At 50.4% G+C, this 20,160-nt stretch carries 23 protein-coding genes; 7 read left to right on the top strand and 16 right to left on the bottom strand.

The features are described from left to right. Position 1 precedes the first annotated feature (1 nt). From purF to purE, 7 genes are read right to left on the bottom strand one after another with little or no spacing between them, the layout of a single operon-like run. Complete coding sequence (purF, locus tag ACFFLE_RS10530) at positions 2 to 1,420, bottom strand: amidophosphoribosyltransferase (RefSeq protein WP_380571837.1); 1,419 nt, start codon at positions 1,418 to 1,420, stop codon at positions 2 to 4. After that, complete coding sequence (gene purL, locus ACFFLE_RS10535) at positions 1,399 to 3,576, bottom strand: phosphoribosylformylglycinamidine synthase subunit PurL (RefSeq protein ID WP_380572135.1); 2,178 nt, start codon at positions 3,574 to 3,576, stop codon at positions 1,399 to 1,401. Before purL ends, purF begins: the two co-directional genes overlap by 22 nt. Further along, positions 3,560 to 4,237: a phosphoribosylformylglycinamidine synthase subunit PurQ gene (purQ, locus tag ACFFLE_RS10540; protein WP_380572137.1), complete on the bottom strand. Its 678-nt coding sequence runs from the start codon at positions 4,235 to 4,237 to the stop codon at positions 3,560 to 3,562. Before purQ ends, purL begins: the two co-directional genes overlap by 17 nt. After that, positions 4,237 to 4,494: a phosphoribosylformylglycinamidine synthase subunit PurS gene (gene purS / locus ACFFLE_RS10545; protein ID WP_380571839.1), complete on the bottom strand. Its 258-nt coding sequence runs from the start codon at positions 4,492 to 4,494 to the stop codon at positions 4,237 to 4,239. Before purS ends, purQ begins: the two co-directional genes overlap by 1 nt. Further along, positions 4,494 to 5,195 carry a phosphoribosylaminoimidazolesuccinocarboxamide synthase gene (gene purC, locus ACFFLE_RS10550; RefSeq protein WP_380571841.1) on the bottom strand — a complete coding sequence of 234 codons (702 nt, stop codon included), beginning with the start codon at positions 5,193 to 5,195 and terminating at the stop codon, positions 4,494 to 4,496. Before purC ends, purS begins: the two co-directional genes overlap by 1 nt. Further along, complete coding sequence (purK, locus tag ACFFLE_RS10555) at positions 5,192 to 6,316, bottom strand: 5-(carboxyamino)imidazole ribonucleotide synthase (RefSeq protein WP_380571843.1); 1,125 nt, start codon at positions 6,314 to 6,316, stop codon at positions 5,192 to 5,194. The genes purC and purK overlap by 4 nt, the downstream gene beginning before the upstream one ends. Further along, complete coding sequence (purE, locus tag ACFFLE_RS10560) at positions 6,303 to 6,785, bottom strand: 5-(carboxyamino)imidazole ribonucleotide mutase (RefSeq protein WP_380571845.1); 483 nt, start codon at positions 6,783 to 6,785, stop codon at positions 6,303 to 6,305. Before purE ends, purK begins: the two co-directional genes overlap by 14 nt. Positions 6,786 to 7,060: 275 nt before the next feature. On the opposite strand from purE, the gene ACFFLE_RS10565 reads away from it, so the two are divergent. Continuing rightward, positions 7,061 to 7,912 carry a bifunctional 5,10-methylenetetrahydrofolate dehydrogenase/5,10-methenyltetrahydrofolate cyclohydrolase gene (locus tag ACFFLE_RS10565; RefSeq protein ID WP_380571847.1) on the top strand — a complete coding sequence of 284 codons (852 nt, stop codon included), beginning with the start codon at positions 7,061 to 7,063 and terminating at the stop codon, positions 7,910 to 7,912. A gap of 70 nt (positions 7,913 to 7,982) precedes the next feature. Here ACFFLE_RS10565 and ACFFLE_RS10570 read toward each other — a convergent pair whose 3' ends face one another. The 5 genes from ACFFLE_RS10570 to ACFFLE_RS10590 form a co-directional block, all read right to left on the bottom strand. Continuing rightward, positions 7,983 to 8,939: a calcium/sodium antiporter gene (locus ACFFLE_RS10570; protein ID WP_380571849.1), complete on the bottom strand. Its 957-nt coding sequence runs from the start codon at positions 8,937 to 8,939 to the stop codon at positions 7,983 to 7,985. Positions 8,940 to 9,037: 98 nt separating this feature from the next. After that, a complete protein-coding gene (locus ACFFLE_RS10575; protein WP_380571851.1) occupies positions 9,038 to 9,436 on the bottom strand; it encodes a hypothetical protein in 399 nt (132 codons plus the stop codon). A gap of 14 nt (positions 9,437 to 9,450) precedes the next feature. After that, positions 9,451 to 10,875, bottom strand: a complete 1,425-nt coding sequence (locus ACFFLE_RS10580; RefSeq protein ID WP_380571853.1) for a sensor histidine kinase — start codon at positions 10,873 to 10,875, stop codon at positions 9,451 to 9,453. Then, positions 10,872 to 11,543 (bottom strand): response regulator transcription factor, encoded by a 672-nt coding sequence (locus tag ACFFLE_RS10585; protein ID WP_380571855.1) that lies wholly within the window; start codon positions 11,541 to 11,543, stop codon positions 10,872 to 10,874. The genes ACFFLE_RS10580 and ACFFLE_RS10585 overlap by 4 nt, the downstream gene beginning before the upstream one ends. Before the next feature lie 146 nt (positions 11,544 to 11,689). Beyond that, a complete protein-coding gene (locus tag ACFFLE_RS10590) occupies positions 11,690 to 12,826 on the bottom strand; it encodes a globin domain-containing protein (protein WP_380571857.1) in 1,137 nt (378 codons plus the stop codon). 183 nt (positions 12,827 to 13,009) lie between these two features. Between ACFFLE_RS10590 and ACFFLE_RS10595 the strand changes: the two genes are divergently transcribed. Beyond that, positions 13,010 to 13,420 (top strand): RrF2 family transcriptional regulator, encoded by a 411-nt coding sequence (locus tag ACFFLE_RS10595; RefSeq protein WP_380571859.1) that lies wholly within the window; start codon positions 13,010 to 13,012, stop codon positions 13,418 to 13,420. A gap of 5 nt (positions 13,421 to 13,425) precedes the next feature. Next, positions 13,426 to 14,166, top strand: coding sequence for an immunoglobulin-like domain-containing protein (locus tag ACFFLE_RS10600; protein ID WP_380571861.1), 741 nt, complete (start codon positions 13,426 to 13,428; stop codon positions 14,164 to 14,166). Positions 14,167 to 14,269: 103 nt separating this feature from the next. On the opposite strand, the gene ACFFLE_RS10605 is transcribed toward ACFFLE_RS10600, so the two are convergent. Beyond that, the gene (locus ACFFLE_RS10605) at positions 14,270 to 14,785 is read right to left on the bottom strand and encodes a type 1 glutamine amidotransferase domain-containing protein (protein ID WP_344701192.1); all 516 of its coding nucleotides are present in this window, start codon (positions 14,783 to 14,785) and stop codon (positions 14,270 to 14,272) included. Positions 14,786 to 14,939: 154 nt separating this feature from the next. On the opposite strand from ACFFLE_RS10605, the gene ACFFLE_RS10610 reads away from it, so the two are divergent. After that, on the top strand, positions 14,940 to 15,179 hold the full coding sequence (locus ACFFLE_RS10610) for a hypothetical protein (RefSeq protein WP_380571864.1): 240 nt from the start codon (positions 14,940 to 14,942) through the stop codon (positions 15,177 to 15,179). A 29-nt stretch (positions 15,180 to 15,208) separates the two neighbouring features. Here ACFFLE_RS10610 and ACFFLE_RS10615 read toward each other — a convergent pair whose 3' ends face one another. Then, positions 15,209 to 15,649: a DUF8606 domain-containing protein gene (locus ACFFLE_RS10615; protein WP_380571866.1), complete on the bottom strand. Its 441-nt coding sequence runs from the start codon at positions 15,647 to 15,649 to the stop codon at positions 15,209 to 15,211. Between the two features lie 147 nt (positions 15,650 to 15,796). On the opposite strand from ACFFLE_RS10615, the gene ACFFLE_RS10620 reads away from it, so the two are divergent. Beyond that, entirely contained in the window at positions 15,797 to 15,979 is a 183-nt protein-coding gene (locus ACFFLE_RS10620) for a CsbD family protein (RefSeq protein WP_380571889.1), read from the top strand. A 130-nt stretch (positions 15,980 to 16,109) separates the two neighbouring features. Further along, complete coding sequence (locus tag ACFFLE_RS10625) at positions 16,110 to 16,397, top strand: hypothetical protein (protein WP_380571925.1); 288 nt, start codon at positions 16,110 to 16,112, stop codon at positions 16,395 to 16,397. A gap of 52 nt (positions 16,398 to 16,449) precedes the next feature. On the opposite strand, the gene ACFFLE_RS10630 is transcribed toward ACFFLE_RS10625, so the two are convergent. Together ACFFLE_RS10630 and ACFFLE_RS10635 are read right to left on the bottom strand one after the other, a co-directional pair. After that, positions 16,450 to 17,157: a hypothetical protein gene (locus ACFFLE_RS10630; RefSeq protein WP_380571927.1), complete on the bottom strand. Its 708-nt coding sequence runs from the start codon at positions 17,155 to 17,157 to the stop codon at positions 16,450 to 16,452. 137 nt (positions 17,158 to 17,294) lie between these two features. After that, positions 17,295 to 18,719, bottom strand: coding sequence for an APC family permease (locus tag ACFFLE_RS10635; protein WP_380572139.1), 1,425 nt, complete (start codon positions 18,717 to 18,719; stop codon positions 17,295 to 17,297). Between the two features lie 109 nt (positions 18,720 to 18,828). On the opposite strand from ACFFLE_RS10635, the gene ACFFLE_RS10640 reads away from it, so the two are divergent. Next, complete coding sequence (locus ACFFLE_RS10640; protein WP_380571929.1) at positions 18,829 to 20,136, top strand: outer membrane protein assembly factor BamB family protein; 1,308 nt, start codon at positions 18,829 to 18,831, stop codon at positions 20,134 to 20,136. Positions 20,137 to 20,160 lie beyond the last annotated feature (24 nt).

A 20,160-nucleotide genomic window follows, 5' to 3' on the forward strand; every position in this document is an offset into this window, starting at 1 on the left:
CTCATACCCCTTTCGTCTTCTGATCCTTCTCCTGCGGCAGGAGCCGGTCGATAATCTCTATTGGATAGTTGCCTGTAAAGCAGGCATCGCATTGCCCTTTTGAACCATATGAATGGTACACATCATGCATCGCGTCCACCGACAGATAGCTCAAGGAGTCCGCACCGATCTCACGGCGGATCTCCTCCGTTGATTTCGATGAAGCGATGATTTCAGCATGTGTTGAAACATCGATGCCATAGAAGCATGGATTTTTAAGCGGCGGGGATGAGACGCCCATATGGACTTCCTTGGCGCCAGCCTTCTTCAACGCCTTGACGATATAACGGCTGGTCGTCCCACGCACGATCGAATCGTCGATGACGATGATGCGTTTGCCCTCGACGACATCACGCACCGGGGAGAGCTTCATGCGCACTGCCCGCTCGCGTGCTTCCTGCCCTTTCGAGAGGAACGTCCGCCCCACATAGCGGTTTTTCAACAGCCCCTGTTCCTGTGGGATTCCAGATTCTTCAGAAAATCCTTTTGCAGCGGCAAGGCTCGAGTCCGGCACGCCGATCACTATATCCGCATCCACATCCATTTCCCTGGCCAACTGCTGCCCAAGCGATTTTCTGATGGTGTATGTTGATGTATTGCGGAATTCGGAGTCGGCCCGCGCGAAGTAGATGTACTCCATCGAGCACATATTCGGGTGTGAGGCTTCCGTATAGCGGTCGAAGTCGATGCCCGCTTCACTCAATGTAATCAGTTCCCCGGGTTCAATATCACGTATGTACTCTGCACCGATTGCGGTGAAGGCACATGTTTCGCTGGCGACGCAATAGGCACCGTCTATCATGCCGAGCATGAGCGGGCGCACGCCATGATCATCCAGGGCGATGGTCAACGCCTCTTCGTCCAATATAACGAAGGCGAAAGCACCCTTGATCTGCCTGAGCGCCGTCTTGATGCGCGTCTTCCTGTCTGGGCTTTTATTTTTACGGATCAGATGCGCCAATGTTTCGGTGTCCGATGAGGTCTGGAAAATCGCCCCGTCATCTTCTAAAGCCTCACGGACGCTCATGGCATTGACAAGATTGCCGTTATGCGCAAGGCCAAGGTCCCCCTTATGGCTTTTGAATAGGAATGGCTGGACGTTCGACAGCTCGCTGCCGCCGCTTGTTGCATATCTTACATGGCCGATGGCGTGCGGAAAGCCATGCAGCGATGTCAGCTGTTCCCTGGAGAGCGCTTCGGTCAAAAGCCCCATGCCGCGTGCGCCGAAAAGGTACTCTTCATTCGAGCAGACGATGCCGCCCCCTTCCTGTCCCCTGTGCTGGAGGCTGTGCAGTGCGATATAAGTCAGTTCAGCGGCATTCGGATGGCCGTACACACCGAATATGCCACACTCTTCATTTAGTCCACGGATGTCATACATTTCGGGATTGCCCCTTCCCATGTGTTTGAGATGGCGTCCAGGCTACGTTCTATCGTCATATCACGAGTGGCTACTTTGAATGCATCTTCTGTCAGGACCCCGATTTCGACAGCGTCTTCAATATCTTGTCCACCTGCTCCGATGACGATGTAACGGGAGGCATTTTCTGCAAAGAGATCTTCCCCGTCCATATCGAGTGATGCATCCACTCCAAGATGATGGAAGGCTGAAAGCTGCGCTAGTTTGATGGCGATGCCGCCGCGTCCGATTGGCGCGATCTTCTTGATGCTGCCGTTCTTCAGACGCTCCCTGAGATCCATGCCGCGGCTGTATTCGAGTTCCAGGTCGATGTGGCGTTCCTGCTTCGAAATATCTCCATCAATCAGCTTTTCAAGCTGACTGCCGGCAAAGCTTTTGTGCGTCTCACCCACCAGATAGATTGAATCCCCCGCCTGTACATGGCGGTCTTCCATGAAGCGCACATCTTCTATCAGACCGACCATGCCGATGACCGGCGTTGGCAGTATTGTGCCTTTGGATTCGTTGTATAGGCTGACGTTGCCGGATACGACCGGTGTCGACAGCGTCCGGCACGCTTCTGCCATGCCGCGCGTCGAAGCATCGAGCTGATGGTAGATTTCAGGGTTTTCAGGACTGCCGTAATTCAGGCAGTCAGTCATGGCAAGCGGGAGTGCACTAGTCGATATGATGTCCCTGAACGCCTGCGCGACGACTTCTTTACCGCCATTGAACGGGTCGGCATAGACATAGCGGCTCTTGCCGTCGACCGTCATCGCAATTGCCTTATCCGTACCTTCCACTCTGACGATGCCTGAGCCGAAACCTGACTTCTGGACGGTGTTCGAACCGACCTGGTTATCGTACTGCTCATAGATATAGCGCTTTGAACCATGGTTCGGATGGCCGAGCAGGGCATCGAATGCCGCGTTCAGGTCTTCTTTGCTGTAGTCATATGTCTTATCGTCGACCCCTGGATCTTTGCCTTCCAGCACATAGACAGGTGCCTCATCGGACAGCGGCTGTACGGGAATATCCGCGTACTTCTCGCCTTCATAGAAGAGTTCGAGACGGTCGGAATCCGTCACTTCACCGATGACCGCGGAATCGAGTTCATATCCGTCGAACATCTTGAGGAATTTATCCTCTGTGCCGTCCTTTACGACAAGCAGCATGCGTTCCTGTGTTTCCGACAACATCATTTCATATGGGGAGATGCCGTCTTCCCTGACAGGCACCTGGTCGAGGTGGAGCGCGATGCCCGATTCACCTTTTGCCGCCATTTCGGCACTGGATGATGTCAAACCTGCCGCCCCCATATCCTGGATGCCGACGAGTTCAGGCTGGTTGATGGCGTCAAGAGTCGCTTCCATCAGCTTTTTGCCGGTGAATGGATCTCCAATCTGCACCGATGGACGCTTCGACTCTGATTCCTCAGACAACTCTTCAGACGCGAAGGTTGCACCGTGGATGCCGTCCCGTCCTGTCTTCAGACCGACATAGATGACTTTGTTGCCGACACCTTTTGCGGTTCCTTTCTGTATCTGGTCGTGGTCGATGACCCCGACACACATGGCATTGACGAGCGGGTTGCCGTCATATGAAGAATCGAATTCGACTTCTCCGGAGACGGTCGGTATGCCGATGCAGTTGCCGTAGCCGCCGATGCCAGATACGACGCCTCTCAGCAGCCAGCGGTTGTTCGCTTCAGATAGCTCACCGAAGCGGAGGGAATTCAATAATCCGATTGGACGCGCGCCCATTGAGACGATATCGCGGATGATCCCGCCGACACCCGTTGCTGCCCCTTGGTAGGGTTCGACTGCAGAAGGGTGGTTATGGGATTCGACTTTGAAGACGATGGCCTGGTTGTCGCCGATGTCGACCACGCCTGCGCCTTCACCCGGTCCCATCAGTACGCGTTCCCCTGATGTCGGGAATTGGCCCAGGAAAGGCTTCGAATGTTTATACGAGCAATGTTCACTCCACATGACCGAGAATATGCCGGTTTCCGTATAGTTCGGTTCCCTGCCGAGTATCTCCACTACATGCTTGTATTCCGCATCCGTCAAGCCCATCTCTGTATAGAGCTTGTCGTCTTTGATCATCTGTTCTGTCGGTTCATTGAATTTCATTATGAGCGGCCTCCCAGTTTGCCATATTTTCAAAGATTTTTTTGCCGTCATCACTGCCGAGCAACGCTTCGAGTGCGCGTTCCGGGTGCGGCATCATGCCGAGGACATTGCCCGCTTCATTGATGATGCCCGCAATGTCGCCGCGCGAGCCGTTCGGGTTATCCGTGTATTCCAAGACAATCTGATTGTTCTGCCTGAGTGTGTCATATGTCTCATCATCACAATAGTAGTGCCCTTCTCCATGCGCGATTGGGAAAGTGACCGTTTCATCAGGCTGATAACCCGTTGTGAATGCAGTGCGGCTGTTCGTCACCTTCAGCGTTTCATCCCTTGAGATGAAGGTGTGGGTGTCATTGAATATGAGTGCACCCGGCAACAGGCCGATTTCAGTGAGTATCTGGAAGCCGTTGCATATGCCAGCTACCGGCTTGCCTGCTTCTGCTGCTTCGACGATTGCTTTCGTCACCGGCGCCACAGCAGCCATCGCGCCACTCCTCAAATAGTCCCCGAAACTGAAGCCGCCTGGAATCAGGACGCCATCATAACCTTCAAGCGACGTTTCCCGGTAGTCGACATAGTCCGCTTCCCCGCCGGACTTCAGGATGGCGTTCAGCATATCCCTGTCACAGTTTGATCCTGGAAAGCGTATCACAGCGAATTTCATCATTCAGCCACCTCGTCGAGGATAGTGTAGGAGTATGTTTCGATGACCGTATTGGCGAATAGCTTCTCGGATAGCCGGCGGACGCTTTCATCGATTTTCGTCTCGTCTGTTTCATCGATGTCGAAGTAGAGCACCTTGCCGACACGGATGTCGTTGATTTCCTCATGGCCCAGTTCATGGACCGCCCGGTTCAGGGCCTCACCTTGTGTATCCAATACTTGCGGCTGCAGTGTGACGATCAGTTCAATCTTCTTCATTATATGAGTGCCTCCATCTTTTTATAAAATGCGCTGTAGGTATCGATCAGTGATCCCGTACTGTTGCGGTAGACGTCTTTGTCGAAATTCTCTTTGCTCTCCATATCCACGATGCGGCATGTATCCGGCGAGATTTCATCTGCGAGCATAATAACACCGTCACGATCTTTGCCGAACTCGATCTTGAAATCGATCAGCGACAGCCCCATCTCTTCCATCATTTCCTTCAACACTTCATTGATCTTAAGGGCCTGCTCTTTAAGGTGGGCGACTTCCGCCACACTTGCGAGGTTGAGCATGGCGATATGGTCATCCGTGAGTAGCGGATCGCCGAGCGCGTCTTCTTTATAGAAGAACTCGACCAAAGGTGGGCTCATCACCTGATGTGTCTTTAGGCCGAGGCGTTTGACGATGCTGCCGGCGGCATAGTTCCGTACGACCACTTCAAGCGGGATGATGTCAAGGGGCTTGACCAGCTGCTCGGTCTCGCTGATGCGTTCTATATAATGGGAGTCGATGCCGTGCTTCTTCATATATTCGAATATGCCTGAGGAGATCAGGTTGTTGAGCCGCCCTTTGCCTGTCATGTAGTCGTGCTTCTCCCCATTACCGGCCGTCACTTCATCCTTATATTCGATGCGGTATGCCGCATCTTCTGTCCTGTAGACGCGTTTTGCCTTACCTTCGTAGACGAGCATCATGATTCCCCCTTGATGAAATTCTCTTCCAGCCGATCGAGTGTTTCTGCGACATCGTCAGTAAGCACCGTCACGTGCCCCATCTTCCTTGCCGGTTTGCGCGCTGTCTTGCCGTATACGTGGACGTGCCACTCCGGATTTGTGAAAAGCGTCTGTTCAAGGCGGTCCAGATCGGCACCGAGCAGATTCATCATGACTGCATCTTGGTGCTGATGGACGGCAGGCATCGGATGGCCGAGGATCGCCAGTATATGTGCATCAAACTGGCTGATGTTGCATGATTCGATCGTATGGTGGGCCGAATTGTGGGGCCTTGGGGCGATTTCGTTCACATACAGCGAACCGTCCTGATCGATGAAGAATTCTATCGTGAACACGCCGGTGAAATGGAGCTTATCCATGATTTTACGTGCCGCTTTCTGCGCTTTGGCGGTATACTGCGCATCGATACCCGCTGGCGCGATCGTGCGGTAGAGGACCTGGTCCTTGTGCAGATTTTCCTGAAGCGGGAAATATTCAACCTGGCCTGTCGTACTTCTGGCGACAGTCAACGATACTTCGCGTTCCAACTGCAGGTACTTTTCGGCGACCCACTCTGCCTGGTCAAATGGAATGTCAATGTTTTCCATATGCGCCTGTGATTCGATCACCATCTGACCCTTGCCGTCATAGCCGCCCGTTGCGGTCTTGACGATGACAGGATAGCCATTGGTGGCGGCGAATGACGCGAGCGCGTCCCGTGTCGCTACTTTCTCATAAGGGACGATGGCGGCACCCGCCTCTTCGATCGCCGTCTTCTCGTAATCCCTGTTCTGCAGCGTCAGAACCGTCTCAGCGCCCTGGGGGATATGGTAGTCATCCACTAATGTGCGCAGTATATGCGCGTCGATATTCTCGAATTCATATGTGACGATGTCCGACAATCCGCATAGTTCCTTGAGTGAGGCAAAGTCGCTGAATTCCGCATGGATGAACGTATGGCACGTACTTCGCGCCGGCGCATCTTCTGAAGGATCGAGCACCGCGACTTTATACCCCATCCTCAAAGCGCTCTGTGCGAGCATCTTCCCGAGTTGTCCGCCACCTATTATGCCTATCGTACCGCCCATTTCAATCGAGCTCATTCTGCATTCCCTCCACTTTCTCTTCCAAAGTCTCCGTATAGGCTTCCAGTCGGCTGTAGAGGGCATCATCACCAATCGCCAACATCTTTGCCGCAAGTATGCCTGCATTCGTGCTCCCCGCCTTACCTATCGCCGTCGTCGCGACAGGGATGCCGCCTGGCATCTGGACGATGGACAACAGCGAGTCGAGGCCATTCAACGCCTTCGACTCGATCGGCACACCTATGACCGGTATGTGGGTCATCGACGCCACCATGCCGGGCAGATGGGCAGCACCTCCCGCACCTGCGATGATCACTTTGATGCCCCGGCCCTTAGCACCTTTGGCATAGTCCATCATCATTTCAGGCGTCCTGTGGGCGCTGACCACTTTCTTTTCATAAGGGACGGATAGCTGATCCAGCATGTCGCACGCATGTTTCATCGTCGACCAGTCTGAAGCACTTCCCATAATCACTCCTACTGTCATGAACGTAACCCTCTCTTTTATGCGGATGTTTATTTCTCAGATTCAGTTTAACAATAGAGGCTTATATAATCAACTCAAAAAACGAACAATAAATTAATTTTAATAGTTATAGTTTGTGTATGAAGTAAATAATTTTTATTTTTATAATTTATTATACGTCAATTCACTCGTTCAATCTCTTCTGATTTCAGAATTTTATGGTCTTCAATCTGGAAATTTATGCTCAGTTGTTGGATAATGAAGGAGAAATAGACAGAATCCAGGAGGGCTTTCACATGACAGCAGAACTATTGAACGGCAGGGAGATAGCGAAGGACTACCGCGCTGACCTTGCCGCCGAAGTCGAAAAGTTGAAGGAAGCAGGTACGACGCCAAACTTGACCGTCGTCATTGCAGGCGACGATGGCGCATCTCTCAGCTATGTACGGTCAAAGAACAAGGCAGCCGAGAAGATCGGCATGACTTCAGAAATCGTGCAGCTCGACGGAGCGGTGACTGAGCAGGAAGTGCTCGACATCATCACGCGGCTGAATGACGATGATACAGTCAACGGCATCCTTGTCCAGGTGCCGCTTCCTAGCCAGGTCAGCGAAGAAAAGGTGTTGGAGGCGATTGCACCGGATAAAGATGTTGATGGTTTCCATCCGGTCAACATCGGACGCCTCTACACCGGACAAGAGACATTCGTGCCATGTACACCGCTCGGCATAATGGAGCTCCTGAAGCATACCGGTCCACTAGAAGGCAAGGATGTCGCCGTCATCGGACGCTCCCACATCGTCGGACAGCCGGTCGCAAAACTGCTGACCGACCAGAATGCCACGGTCACACTCATGCACTCCCGCACCCGTAATATGACCGCTAAGCTGAAGGATTACGATGTCATAGTCAGCGCCGTCGGACAGCCAGGCCTCATTACGGGCGAGCATCTGAAGGAAGGCGCCGTCGTCATAGATGTCGGCAACAGCGTCGTAGATGGCAAACTCGTCGGGGACGTCGACTTCGATTCGGCCAGTGGCAAGGCAAGCTGCATCACCCCTGTGCCGGGCGGCGTCGGCCCGCTCACCATCACCATGGTGCTCAACAACACACTGATCGCCGCCAAAAGGCAGAACCAATCCAAATGATTTAAAAAACCCCGGCTGAACCTGATGACAATCAGATCCAGCCGGGGTTTAGTCCGTCACTGTCCATTATTCAATTCCGGATGATGATATAGATCAGATAGGCCGCATATGCCACAAGCATAAATGCCCCTTCCCTTCTGCCGATGGAGAAGTGCGTCCGCGAAAATATCAGAAGCAGCACAGTCAAACCAACCATGACGAAGCCATCCAGGAACAGCTTGGATTCCACAGCTATCGGGCTGACGGTTGCGGCAGTACCGGTGACGAAGAATATATTGAAGATATTGCTGCCGACCACGTTGCCGATTGCCATATCCCCCTTACCCTTCAATGCAGCGGTTACAGAAGTCATGATCTCCGGCAGAGACGTGCCGACCGCCACAATCGTCAGACCGACCAGCGCCTCGCTCATGCCGAGTGCCAAGGCGATTTCAGTCGCGCTCGACACGACCATCTCGCCCCCGATGATGATGGCGGCCAACCCGCCTAAAGTGGATAGGATATTCTTCCACCAGGGCTCACCGTAGTCGGTTGGAGCTTCAGCCACTGTACCGGACCGGTTTTTGCGGGCCATTTCAAATACATAGTAGAGAAATATCAGGAAAAACAGCAGGATGATGATGCCGTCCCCACGCGTAATCGCATTGCTCGGGCTATCTTGGAGGAATGTGTCCATCATAAGCACCAACATCACGACCGCCCCGAGCAAAGCGAAAGGAATCTCTTTGCGCACTGTTTCACTCTGTACCGTAAGCGGGGCGATTACTGCCGTCAAGCCGACCACAACAGTCATATTTACGATGTTGCTGCCGATGACGTTACCGAGGACGACGCCTGCACTGCCATCCAATGCCGCGAGGATGGCTACAGTCGCCTCCGGGGAACTCGTCCCAAGCGCGACGATCGTCAAACCGACAAGAAGGGGGGAAACATTGAGTTTGACCGCAATATTAGAAGCGCCCTGCACAAAGTAATCCGCGCCCCTGATCAGAAGGACGAACCCGATGATAAGTAGTATATAGGCCAAGTGGGCCACCTCATTTCCATGTCATGGATCAGATATGTTCTTAATATGCATTAAAACATAAAAAACTCCCCTCTGCCTTAAAAAGGGGAGCAATTATTTTATTTTTCCGTACGTGGTTCGACGAAGAAGGTGATGGCCAGGAACATCAGGAATGCAAGCAGCAGCACACTGCCGCCGACGATGAACAGAACTGTTGTAAACGTATCATTCATATTGAATGGATCAAGCATATAGAAATACATGCCGACAGTCAGCAGCACCGCCCCTAAAATTCCCGTTACACCGTGGATGTGCACAAGCACTTTATGCCGTACCGTGTAGATGCTGTAGAAGATGCCCCATGCAAACATGGAGAGCCACCCCACCAGAAGCACGTGTGTGTGAATCGGCCGGATGGCGTAATCCATCTCCCCTGCCATCTGTGAACCGATGAATACGCCGAGCAGCCCGAATGCCGCTGCCACCCTGATGAAATTAATGCCCCATTTTCTTTCCATTATGAATCCTCCTGTTATTTCCTTAATGTAATCGTGAATGTCGTGCCTGAACCAAACTCACTCTCGACTTCCACCTTGCCGCCAAGCATGTCAAGGGTCTCCTTGACGATCGCCAGTCCAAGGCCTGAACCATTCGTCGAACGCGACTGGTCCACGCGGTAGAAGCGTTCGAACAGCTGGTCCATATCCTCTGCCCTGATACCGGTACCGGTATCGCTGAAGATCACTTTCACCCGGTCTCCTGCATCAATGAGCCTGATGAATATTTCACCACCGGGTTCTGAATACTTGATGGCATTCGATACAAGATTATCCCAGACGTTGTAGAGCAGATGCGGATCGGATTTGACCGTTACCTCATCAAGAGTATAGGACAAGTCTATCTGTTCCTGATCGAGACGCCACGAAAATGCCCGGATGACTTCCTGGACCTGACGGTCAAGCCTGATGGCTTCATGCTTCACCTGATATGTCTGATCATCAAAGTGATTGAGCACCGTCAATTGTTTGGCCAGCGCAGACAGGCGCCTCGCCTCCTGATGGACCACTTCTGCCGGTTGACGGAGTCCTTCGGGCAAGTCCTGGTCCATCATCAGCTTGGAATAGCCTTGGATATTGAGCAGCGGTGACTGCAGATCATGGGTGACATCACTGATGAACTTCTGGCGCATGTAACGATTCTCACTCAGCTGTCCCTGCATGGCGTCGAGACTGACGGCCAGTTGTCCGATTTCATCCGGTGCATAGTGTTCCGGCTCGATGGCGTAGTCGAAATTCTCTCTTCTGATCTCATCCGCCGCCGTAGACAACCTCCCGAGCACCGTTGTCATACGCCGGGACATGATGATGATCGATATGAGTCCGACTATAAAGACCGTCAGGAAGAAAACCAATCCTATGATATGGAATTCGCTGAACATCAAGGCGCTGTCCTGCTTGATGAAAAGGGCATACTGATCACCTTCAATCTCGAGCGGGACGCCAACCGTATTCCTTACATCGTTCATGAAGTGGCCCATCATGAACCAATTGGCGAGCGTCGCCGCTTCACCTTGGTACACCCCACCATCCATGACATCCCGGACGATTGCCAAGGAGAGTTCCGTCCGGTCGAATGGATCACCTGCTGAAGTGACGGCAGCAGTGTCAAAATCGACCACCTCAGAGTCTTTCGCCTCTACATCTTCCCGCTTTATTAGGGCCCCCTGGTAACCGAGGGCTGTAAAAAGTTCCAGATGCTCGTCGATTGCCGCCCCAGTCATATCGGCCTTCTCCAGACCTGCGACGAAAGTTTCAGCGGTATCGACAAGTGCCTGGTCCATCTTCGGTTTCGAATGGAGCATATAGAGGATGTTTGCTACAAGCAATGCAGTCAATGCACTTAAAGCGATGACGATGACCAGCCCGATTATGAATTTCCTGTTCAGGGACTGTTTCATGACGCTTCCTCCAGCTTATAGCCGATGCCGCGTATGGTGACGATTTCCAAGGGCACCTCGTGCTTCTCAAACTTATGCCTGAGCCGGTTGATATGTGTATTGATCGTGTAGGCGCCCGATTCAATGTCGCCCCACACCGCTTCTGCGAGATAATCACGGGTCACCACCCGCTCCGGTGTCTCCATCAGGCAGGCAAACAGCTCAAGTTCCTTGACCGGCAGCATGAACGTCTTATCGTGGATTCTGATTTCATAGTGGATGCGATCAAGCACAACACCGTTATAGGTCAACACTGAACGGCTGTCCGGCTGCGTGCGCTTGAGCACGGCACGCACCCTGTAGATAAGCTCTTCCGGTTCAAATGGTTTGACGATATAGTCCTCAGCTCCTGCTGTAAACCCGCGCCCTTTATCTTCCAACTGGCCCTTGGCCGTGAGCAGAATGACCGGAATATCCAGATCACCACTCAGTATTTCAGTAAGCTTGAAGCCATCCATACCCGGCATCATGACATCCACGACAGCGAGATCCACTTCATCATCCTCGAGTTGGCCGAGTGCGTCGTCCGCCGATTCTGCCAATATGGCCTCATAGCCATCCTGTTTAAGATATATGGACACAAGTTGCCTGATATGCGGATCGTCTTCCACTACCATCACTTTCTGCACGTCTCCCCACTCCTTCCGTAAATATTTTATCACAACGATATAAACATAATATAAACAAACACACATACAAAAATACACCCATCCGATTGGGGGCGGATGGGTGTACAGGTCTATATGGAATGTGTTGGAGGATCCAGATTGAAATTCTAGACGGTCTGGAGACTCATTTTCGGACCGAATGGTTCGAAGTGGATGCGGGAATCGTCGATATCCAAAGCAGCCAGTTCTTCGATCATCGTATCCATGAAGCGCATGGAACCGCAGATGTAGACTTCACGGCCGTCGAGTTCTCCGAAGTCGGAGCGGTTCAGATAGCCGTCCGGCTCGCTGTATTTCACCGTGATGTCGGCACCATTCTCTTCAAGCGAAGCAAACTGGTCTTTGAATGGCTGGAAATCCTTGTTGATGGCGCTGTAGACGAATTTTACATCTTTGCCTTTTTCAATCGCATCTTCAGCCATCGCCATCACTGGGGTTGCACCGACGCCGCCTGCGATGAAGAACAGCTTATCATGGTCTTCCTCAACTTTGAAGTCTCCGGCAGGGGCAGAAAGATGGAGGACGTCCCCTTCTTCAATGCCATCATGCAGGTAGTTGGAAACAACACCTTTCTCTCCGCCTGCCATTTCACGCTTGACGGCAAAAGTGATGCCATCCTCAGTTGAATTGGAGCAGATCGAGTAGTGGCGGAGTGCATCATACGGATAGCCGGAAGGGTGTACTTTGACTGTGATGTACTGGCCCGCTGTAAATGTCTTGTCGACGTCTTCAGCATCTACTGTGAACCTGACGATTTCAGGTGTCATGACTTCTTTCTTCTTGACCATGAAAGGCTTGAAGCCATTCCATGCGGCCTCCTTATACATGTCTTTTTCGACATCGATGAATACTTGGGCGATCTGGTTGTAATACTCGCCCCACGCATCGATGATTTCAGGAGTCGCCTGGTCGCCGAGCACTTCCTTGATGCCTTCGAGCAGATATTTCCCTACGATCGGATAGTGTTCCGGCAGGATTTCGAGTGCGCGGTGCTTGTGTGCGATACCGACTACATGCGGCACGATCGCATCCAGATCATCAATATGCTTGGCTGCAGCAAGGACCGTCATGGCGAGTGCCTTAGGCTGATCCCCTATTTTCTGGTTCGTCTGGTTGAAGATATTCAAAAGTTCAGGATGTGCCTCGAACATTCTTCCATAGAATACGGATGTGATTGTAGTACCGTGCTCTTCCAATACTGGAATCGTCGCTTTGATGATATCTTTTTTAGTTTCGGTAATCATTTACAGAACCCCTTTAATTTTTAAAGATATATTTCTTATACATCTTTATAATAAAGCCCGCAACTGATTTTTCAAGTATATGTACGAATTTTCACAAATCGTTCACAGAAGTCTTTGCTTCGAACTCCTTCTGTTTATTGATTCTGCCATCCGGTGTATAATCATCAAAAGGAGTTGATTGCAGTGAAACTGACATTATATACGGACTATTCCTTGAGGGCGCTCATGTATCTTGGCATGAACGAAGGTAAAAAGGTGCAGATTGACGATATAGCGGGATTCTATAATATCTCGAGAAACCATTTGACGAAAGTGATTCATCATCTGGCAAAACTTGAATACATCAGGACTGTACGTGGCCGCGGTGGCGGGATTATGCTAAACTATGGACCAGAAGAGATAAATGTCGGCGAAGTCGTCCGGCGGACAGAAGATAACTTCCACATGGCAGAATGTTTTTCAGAGAACAATGAATGCATCCTGACACCTGTCTGTGGACTGCGCTTTGTCTTAAACGATGCCTTGAAGGCATATCTTGCAGAACTTGATAAACATACTCTGCGGGATATCATCCCTAAACCGATATTGAGGTGACCACGATGGATTCAAGTACAATCATAAAATTTTTGGCGGGACTCCTACCCGTCGCCCCCATCACCGGAGAACTCCTCGACGAGGAACTCCAGATGCAGCAGGCGGACTCCAACGAAGAAAGCAACGGAGCCGACTCAAGATACGCCGATTATAAGGGCCCAACGATGGAAGAAGAAATTGCCGCCCACACTAGCAACCGACCGGCCATTAAAGGGGTCAAAGGCAACTTCAACGTCCAGGTCGGCAGCCGATTCAACCCGAAGGCAGGTGTCTATGCGGTCGATCGATACGACGGCAACCTCACCGGCAATATAGAGGTAACCAAAAATAATGTCGACACGAGCCGCCCAGGCAGCTACACGGTCACCTATCGTGTGGAGAATAGCCGCAACTACTGGTCCACTTATACGAGGGTGGTGGACGTGGTGAATGGATCAGGGGACCGTGTCCCACTGGTCCCGCCGACAGAGGCGCAACTTGCAGGCGAGGATGAGGCTGAAGAATCAGAAGCGAATTCTGCAATCACCTTCCTCGGACTGGAAGATCAGACGATTGAACAAGGGAGCGAATTCGATCCGAAAGAAGATGTCCAGGTGATAGACGTCGATGGCAGCGATATCACTTACCGCCTCCATATTTCGGGCGAAGTCGATACGGAAACTCCAGGCGAATATACAATCGCCTATGCCACATTCGACCATTTCGGCGACCCGCATGCAAAAGCACGGAGGATTACGGTGGAATAGTCATCTTTGGTGCGCTGCTTGATAGCGGTCCAGGTTTCAAAAGCATCACGCAACATAAAAAAGGTGGATCCTTAGTGGATCCACCTTTTTCATTTGGGATATTTTATTTATCCAACTGTGCCTTTACTTCACGGTTGAAGTCCTCGAGATCATCCGGTTGACGGCTGGATACGAGGTTGCCACATACTACGACTGATTTGTCGTGCACTTTCGCACCTGCGTTCTCCAAGTCCTTCCGCACAGAAATGAAGGATGTGATGTTGCGGTCTTTCAGCATGTCTGTATCGATCAGCACTTGCGGACCGTGACAGATTGCGAAGGTCGGCTTATCCTCTTCAAGGAAGTGCTTGGCAAATTTGCCGAAACGCCCCTCTTCGTCTGAACGCAACAGGTCCGGCGAGAAGCCGCCTGGAATGAACACCGCATCATAGTCACTTGGTTGTACGTCATTTATGCCTTTATCGGCTTTGAATTTACCGCCTTGTTTACCTTCCAGTTCGCCAGCTTCCGGTGCGATGACCTCCACTGTATGGCCATCCGCTTTGATGGCTTCTACTGGATTCGTATATTCGATATCTTCTACCATATCCGTCATCAGTATAGCGACTTTTTTAGTCAAAACTGGATCACTCCTTAAATATCTTTCGTTACATTATATAGTATTCCACATGTCATCACGCCTTAAACATAAAATATGGCTTTTATATATGTAAAAGTGATTTGATTGACATCAGGAACATACGTTCCTATAATATTATGTCAGGAGTGATGACATGAATATTTCTTATGATACCGAGCTGGAATATAAAATATTATATAATGTCAAAAATGATCTGTTTGACTATCCGAATACAAGCATGGCCGAATATGATATAAGGACGGTCGACTTCCATATGCGGCTTATGGCCCAAAAGGGCTTGCTTATACTGACGCCATTCGACTATGACTTCTACTACAGCCATATAGAATTGACGGAAGCAGGAGACAGACTGCTCTCCAAAAGAGCTTCATGATAAACCCTCCGTCTTGGAGGGTTTTTTTGTCACTTAAGATTAAATGCATTACGCACACGTTGGACCATGTCGGCGTCCAGCTGTGTAACCGGGTCAGCCGTTTCATACTCGCCAATCATCAGACCATCGTCATCCGACTCGACGACCGTCACCCATTCGACGCGCAATACATATTCTTCTTTTCCAAAATGCGGATTGATGCGCTGGATTTCCTTGAAGGGATATTCATCGTACTCGATGAGTTTTCCACCTGAATGCATTTTAAATGCTTCAAAGGGGATGGCGGGCTCCACTACCCGCCCAATGCCAAGGAAACCTTGCCTGGTGCTATATAATGCGAATTCATCGCCTCGCTTCAGCTCTTTTACACTTTCTTTATGCCGGGAAGTCGTCAAACTGACAATCCCCAGCCTCTTATACGTATCAAATTCCCTAAAGGTCTGATTGAATCTTCCATTTATCGCAAACATTTCTCCACCCCTGTCTTTTATACCTTCCAAAACCATATACTACATGATAGCAAAGACAATTTCAGCGGATATAACAAGGAAATGTTTATTTCTTTATGGATTCGGGCATTGTAGTTGTGTAACGAAAAATTTCCAAGGGGTGTTAATATGGCTGAAGAAAGTAAAAAAGATCAATTGATGGGTAAAGCCAAAAAGGCTGCCGGAGATTTTATGAATGATGAGAAGACTAAAGAAGAAGGTAAACGCCAAGAAACAGAAGGCAAAGTGAAAGATGCAGCGAAAGACGTAAAAGATAAGGCAACAGACGCTTTCGATAACGATAACAAGTAATTATAGAAGTCGCTGCTTATTGCAGTGATTTTCCTGTTTTCATTTTTATGTTTAACAACCTGTATATATAGGTAGTGTTTAATGTAGCTTGAAAAACAGCTTAGATTCTTATAGAAGGAGTGGATCATTCATGGCAGAAGAGAAAAAAGGATTATTCGACAAGGCAAAAGACTTGGTCGACAAAGCAAAAGATAAGGATACACGTGAGAATGTCTCCGAAAAATGGGATCAGGCTAAAGAATTCGGAGATGAACATGCTGATAAAGTAGGTGCCGGAGATAAATGGGATACGATTAGTGAGAAAGGGGACAGCATCGTCGACAAATACGGCATCGACGGTGATGAAGGTGAGGAAGAAAAAGACAAAACGACACGTGCAGGCGATAATGCAAATGACAAGGGTAATGATGGCAATTAATCGTCACATATGACTAAAAAAGGGGGGTTCCGCTATCGGACCCCCCCTTTTTCTATTTCTCCGTCACGATATACCGGTCTTCGTCATGGAAAGCAGATTCCAGGTTTTCCAGATGATTGATCGTGTCTAAAGCGTTGGACATATATTTTCTGCTATTGCGCATATGAACGTCGAACATTGTTTCGTTCATATCGTATTCTGCTTCCTGATTCATAAGCTTGAACTCGATCAGTGCCAAGGTACGGTTTGAGATCGCCAATCCCAAATCCGACTTCAGTCGTTCAAAATACTCAGCATGGACCGGCTTCAGATATTCAGGAATCTGCATCCCTTCCAACTCCATCTCGAGCGTATTATAGGATTCATGCAACGACTCGAGTGCAGGTGCCAATTCACTGGAAGTAAGAGCCGCCCATTGATATTTTCTCTTAAGTGGGCTGAAATCATCGTCCCAGATCCCCGCCACATCCTGATGGATCTGTTCCAGATGATCAATCATTGCACTCAAATTATTCCGCTCTTCCTGCGTATAGAAATCATCGATGCCCTTTCCATCCGCTAGATGAACCACGGCTTCTGCATTCAGTTCTGCTGCCTCCACATCGTTGATGGAAGATTGGGCCAACTGTAAGTTTTCATGATTGAGTGTGCCGGGTATCGGCCGTTCAGCTTTGAATTCTTCAAATCCAATATTCTGCTCCGCCCTCGGTGTACATGCACTTAACAGCAGTATGGCGAAAATGGTTAATATCTGTTTCACTTGGGTCGTCTCCTCTGCTTAAGAGTCACTTATCTTCACACCCCTCCCATTGTAACACAACTGTAATATTCCAAAAAGCTTTTTCATCGCCTCAAAGAGCCAAAGAGCCCTCTGATCACATCAGAGGGCTCTTTGTATCATTCTTCTTCATTTAAAATCAGATAGTCAAGCTCTTCTTTAGTCAACGCGTTCAGCCTCTTATACTGGAACAGGAAGAACAGCAGTCCAAGCACCGTCCAGGCTGCCAGAGCCCAATAGGAAGGGGCAGAGAGCGATGCCGGGGAACCTGGATATAATAGTAGCACGAGGAAGACCAGCGATATGACGGCACCAAGTGCGCCGAATATGACGTAGAGGAGATTATAGTTCTCCTTCACCCTAAAGAACTTGACCGCGACCAGGCTGGTGATGAGAAAGGCGATTGACACCCCTGTAGATGACATATCCACAATCCAGCTCAAAGCGGTACGCCCAAGCCAAGGGGCCACCAGACAGACAGCCATTACAAAAAGGATGGCCACATACGGCGTCTTGTTCCTGCCGACCTTCATGAAGGCAGCAGGGATGAATTTTGCACGGCCCAACGCGAACAGCAGGCGGGATGATGACATATAGAAGCCGTTAAGGCCAGTGAACACACCGAATGAGATGGCGAGTGCGAGCAATGTCATGCCGATGCTGCCCATTGCACTCTGGACGACAGAGCCGGTCACCCAAAGTGCACCGCCCATCGTCTGCTCATCAGGATAGACCCATGAGGTCACCAGAATCATCAGAACGTACGTGACGATTGAAGCTACGATACCGAAGACGATCAGCCTGAATGTCTTATCCGGGCTGAAATTGAACTCCTCAGCAGCTTGAGGGATGTTGTCGAATCCGACATACATCCAAGGGGCGACGGCGACAATCAGGATAATCGAAGTCCAGATGCCATTGTCACTGCTGAACAGCGGCTCTGCGTTCGCCAGCTGGAATTCGCCCGAAAAGAACGACCAGACGAATAAGATTGTGACGACGATCGCCATGAATAGCGCAAAGATAAATTGAAGATTGCCGGATAATCCACTGCTTTTGATCGAGATGAATGCAAACAGGATCAACACGAGTGATGACAGTAAGACCTCCATGATATAGACGTCCCAGCCGGCGATCGTGTAGAGATAGCCTATTTCCAGGAAATCGGGTAAAATAAATTTAAACAGTAGGCTGAAGGCACTGGCATTCAAGGCGACGACCGATATGTAGCCGAGTGCCAGGAACCATGATGCGATGAAGCTTACATATTTGCCGAAACCGACGTAGCTGAAGGCGAATTCACCGCCGGACACCGGAAAGCGTGTCGTCAGTCCCCCGTATGCCACAGCGATGATGAGCATCAGGATGCCCCCGATGGTGATGCCGAGTGTTGAACCGAGCGTGCCGGATGACAACAGCCAATCCCCAGGCAGGATGAATGCACCCCAACCGATGCTTGACCCATAGGCCACCGCCCAGACAAAACGTTTTGACATCGTACTGTCAAGTTCCGTTCTTTCCATATCTGTTATTTTATTTTCAATTTCCATATGTATGTTAGCTCCCTTTTCCCTTTTATGTTTTATATCCTAACAGAAGACATGCTAAACGTAAAATTTACAATTGGCACACAAATTGAAGGGGATGATGAAGATGAAAAAATTCCTGAAATGTTTAATTGCTGCCGGCACGTTGTTTGTGATTTCTCACACTGATACAAAAAACGCTTCTGCTGCGGCCCCCTTCGGGGCGGAGGAATGGACGCAGTACCGGCTCTCACCGGACAATAATGCCGTCATCGATTCCGGCCATGAACCACTTGAATATATGATATTGGAGACAGAGGACGAAGTACGGGCGACGCCGGTGGTGGCAGATGGCAAAGTATTCATCGGCAACCATAACTCAGGGGATGTCATGGCATTTGATCTCGACAGTGGCGAGCGGATGTGGCGCAACACGGCACCAAACTGGATACACTCTGAGGCCATCTACCACGAAGGTTTGGTGTATGTGGGATACGGCAACAGGTTTTTCCAAAAAAACCGGGCCTACAGCTTCTTTAAAAACTTCGGACTCCAGGATCTATTTCGGCACAGGGCGATCCGCGGCACCGGGGAGAGCGGTGTCATGGCGCTTGATGCAGATACCGGCAAACTGGTATGGCGCCATGGGACAAAGGGCGAGGTCATGCCCACCCCTGCCATATACAAAAATCACCTCTACATCACGACCGGTGACCGCACCTTGTATAAGCTGACACTCGATGAAGGGGCGCTCATCCATAAGGAAGACATCGGATCCACCGTCAGCATGTCCTCCCCGAACATCCATGGGGATATGCTCTATGTCGGGGGCAGTGGACCCCTCCCCTACACCTTCTCGGCATATGATCTGAAGAAAGATGAAATGGCGTGGCAGACTGAATTTCCGGATGTCGTCATGGGGCTTGATGATGTGCCACCTGCAGTCAGCAACGGTCTGGTCATCACCACGGGATTGGTCTCCAATAAGGACGGGGAACTGGAGCATGAAATTTATGCATTGGACACTTCAACCGGTGAAATAGCCTGGCAAGATAACTGGGGGGCTGGCCAGTTCGTCAAAAACAATAAATCAGGCGCCCCGATCATCCATGAGGGCACAGTCTTCGTCGCCAGCCCCATTACCAAAACCTATTACGCCTACGATCTAAATAGCGGCGAACAGCTCTGGGCGCACGAGGATGCGGCTGCGAAAGCACCGCCGGTCGCCAAAGATGGCATCGTCTATTTCTCAAATGTTGAAGGCGAGATCGTCGGGCTGGATGTCACACGCGGTATACCCGTCAGAAGAATGGCGCTTGAAGGTGTGCTTGCGCCCGCCGGACCGGTCATTGCAAACGATACGCTATTCATCGGCAGCCAGGACGGCAACATCTATGTCGTGCCGCTGGACGACTTTGAAGACATCGGCAACTAAAAGACATGAAAGAGGCCCGGACCA

This window comes from Salinicoccus siamensis (assembly GCF_042429615.1).
Classification (GTDB): domain Bacteria; phylum Bacillota; class Bacilli; order Staphylococcales; family Salinicoccaceae; genus Salinicoccus; species Salinicoccus siamensis.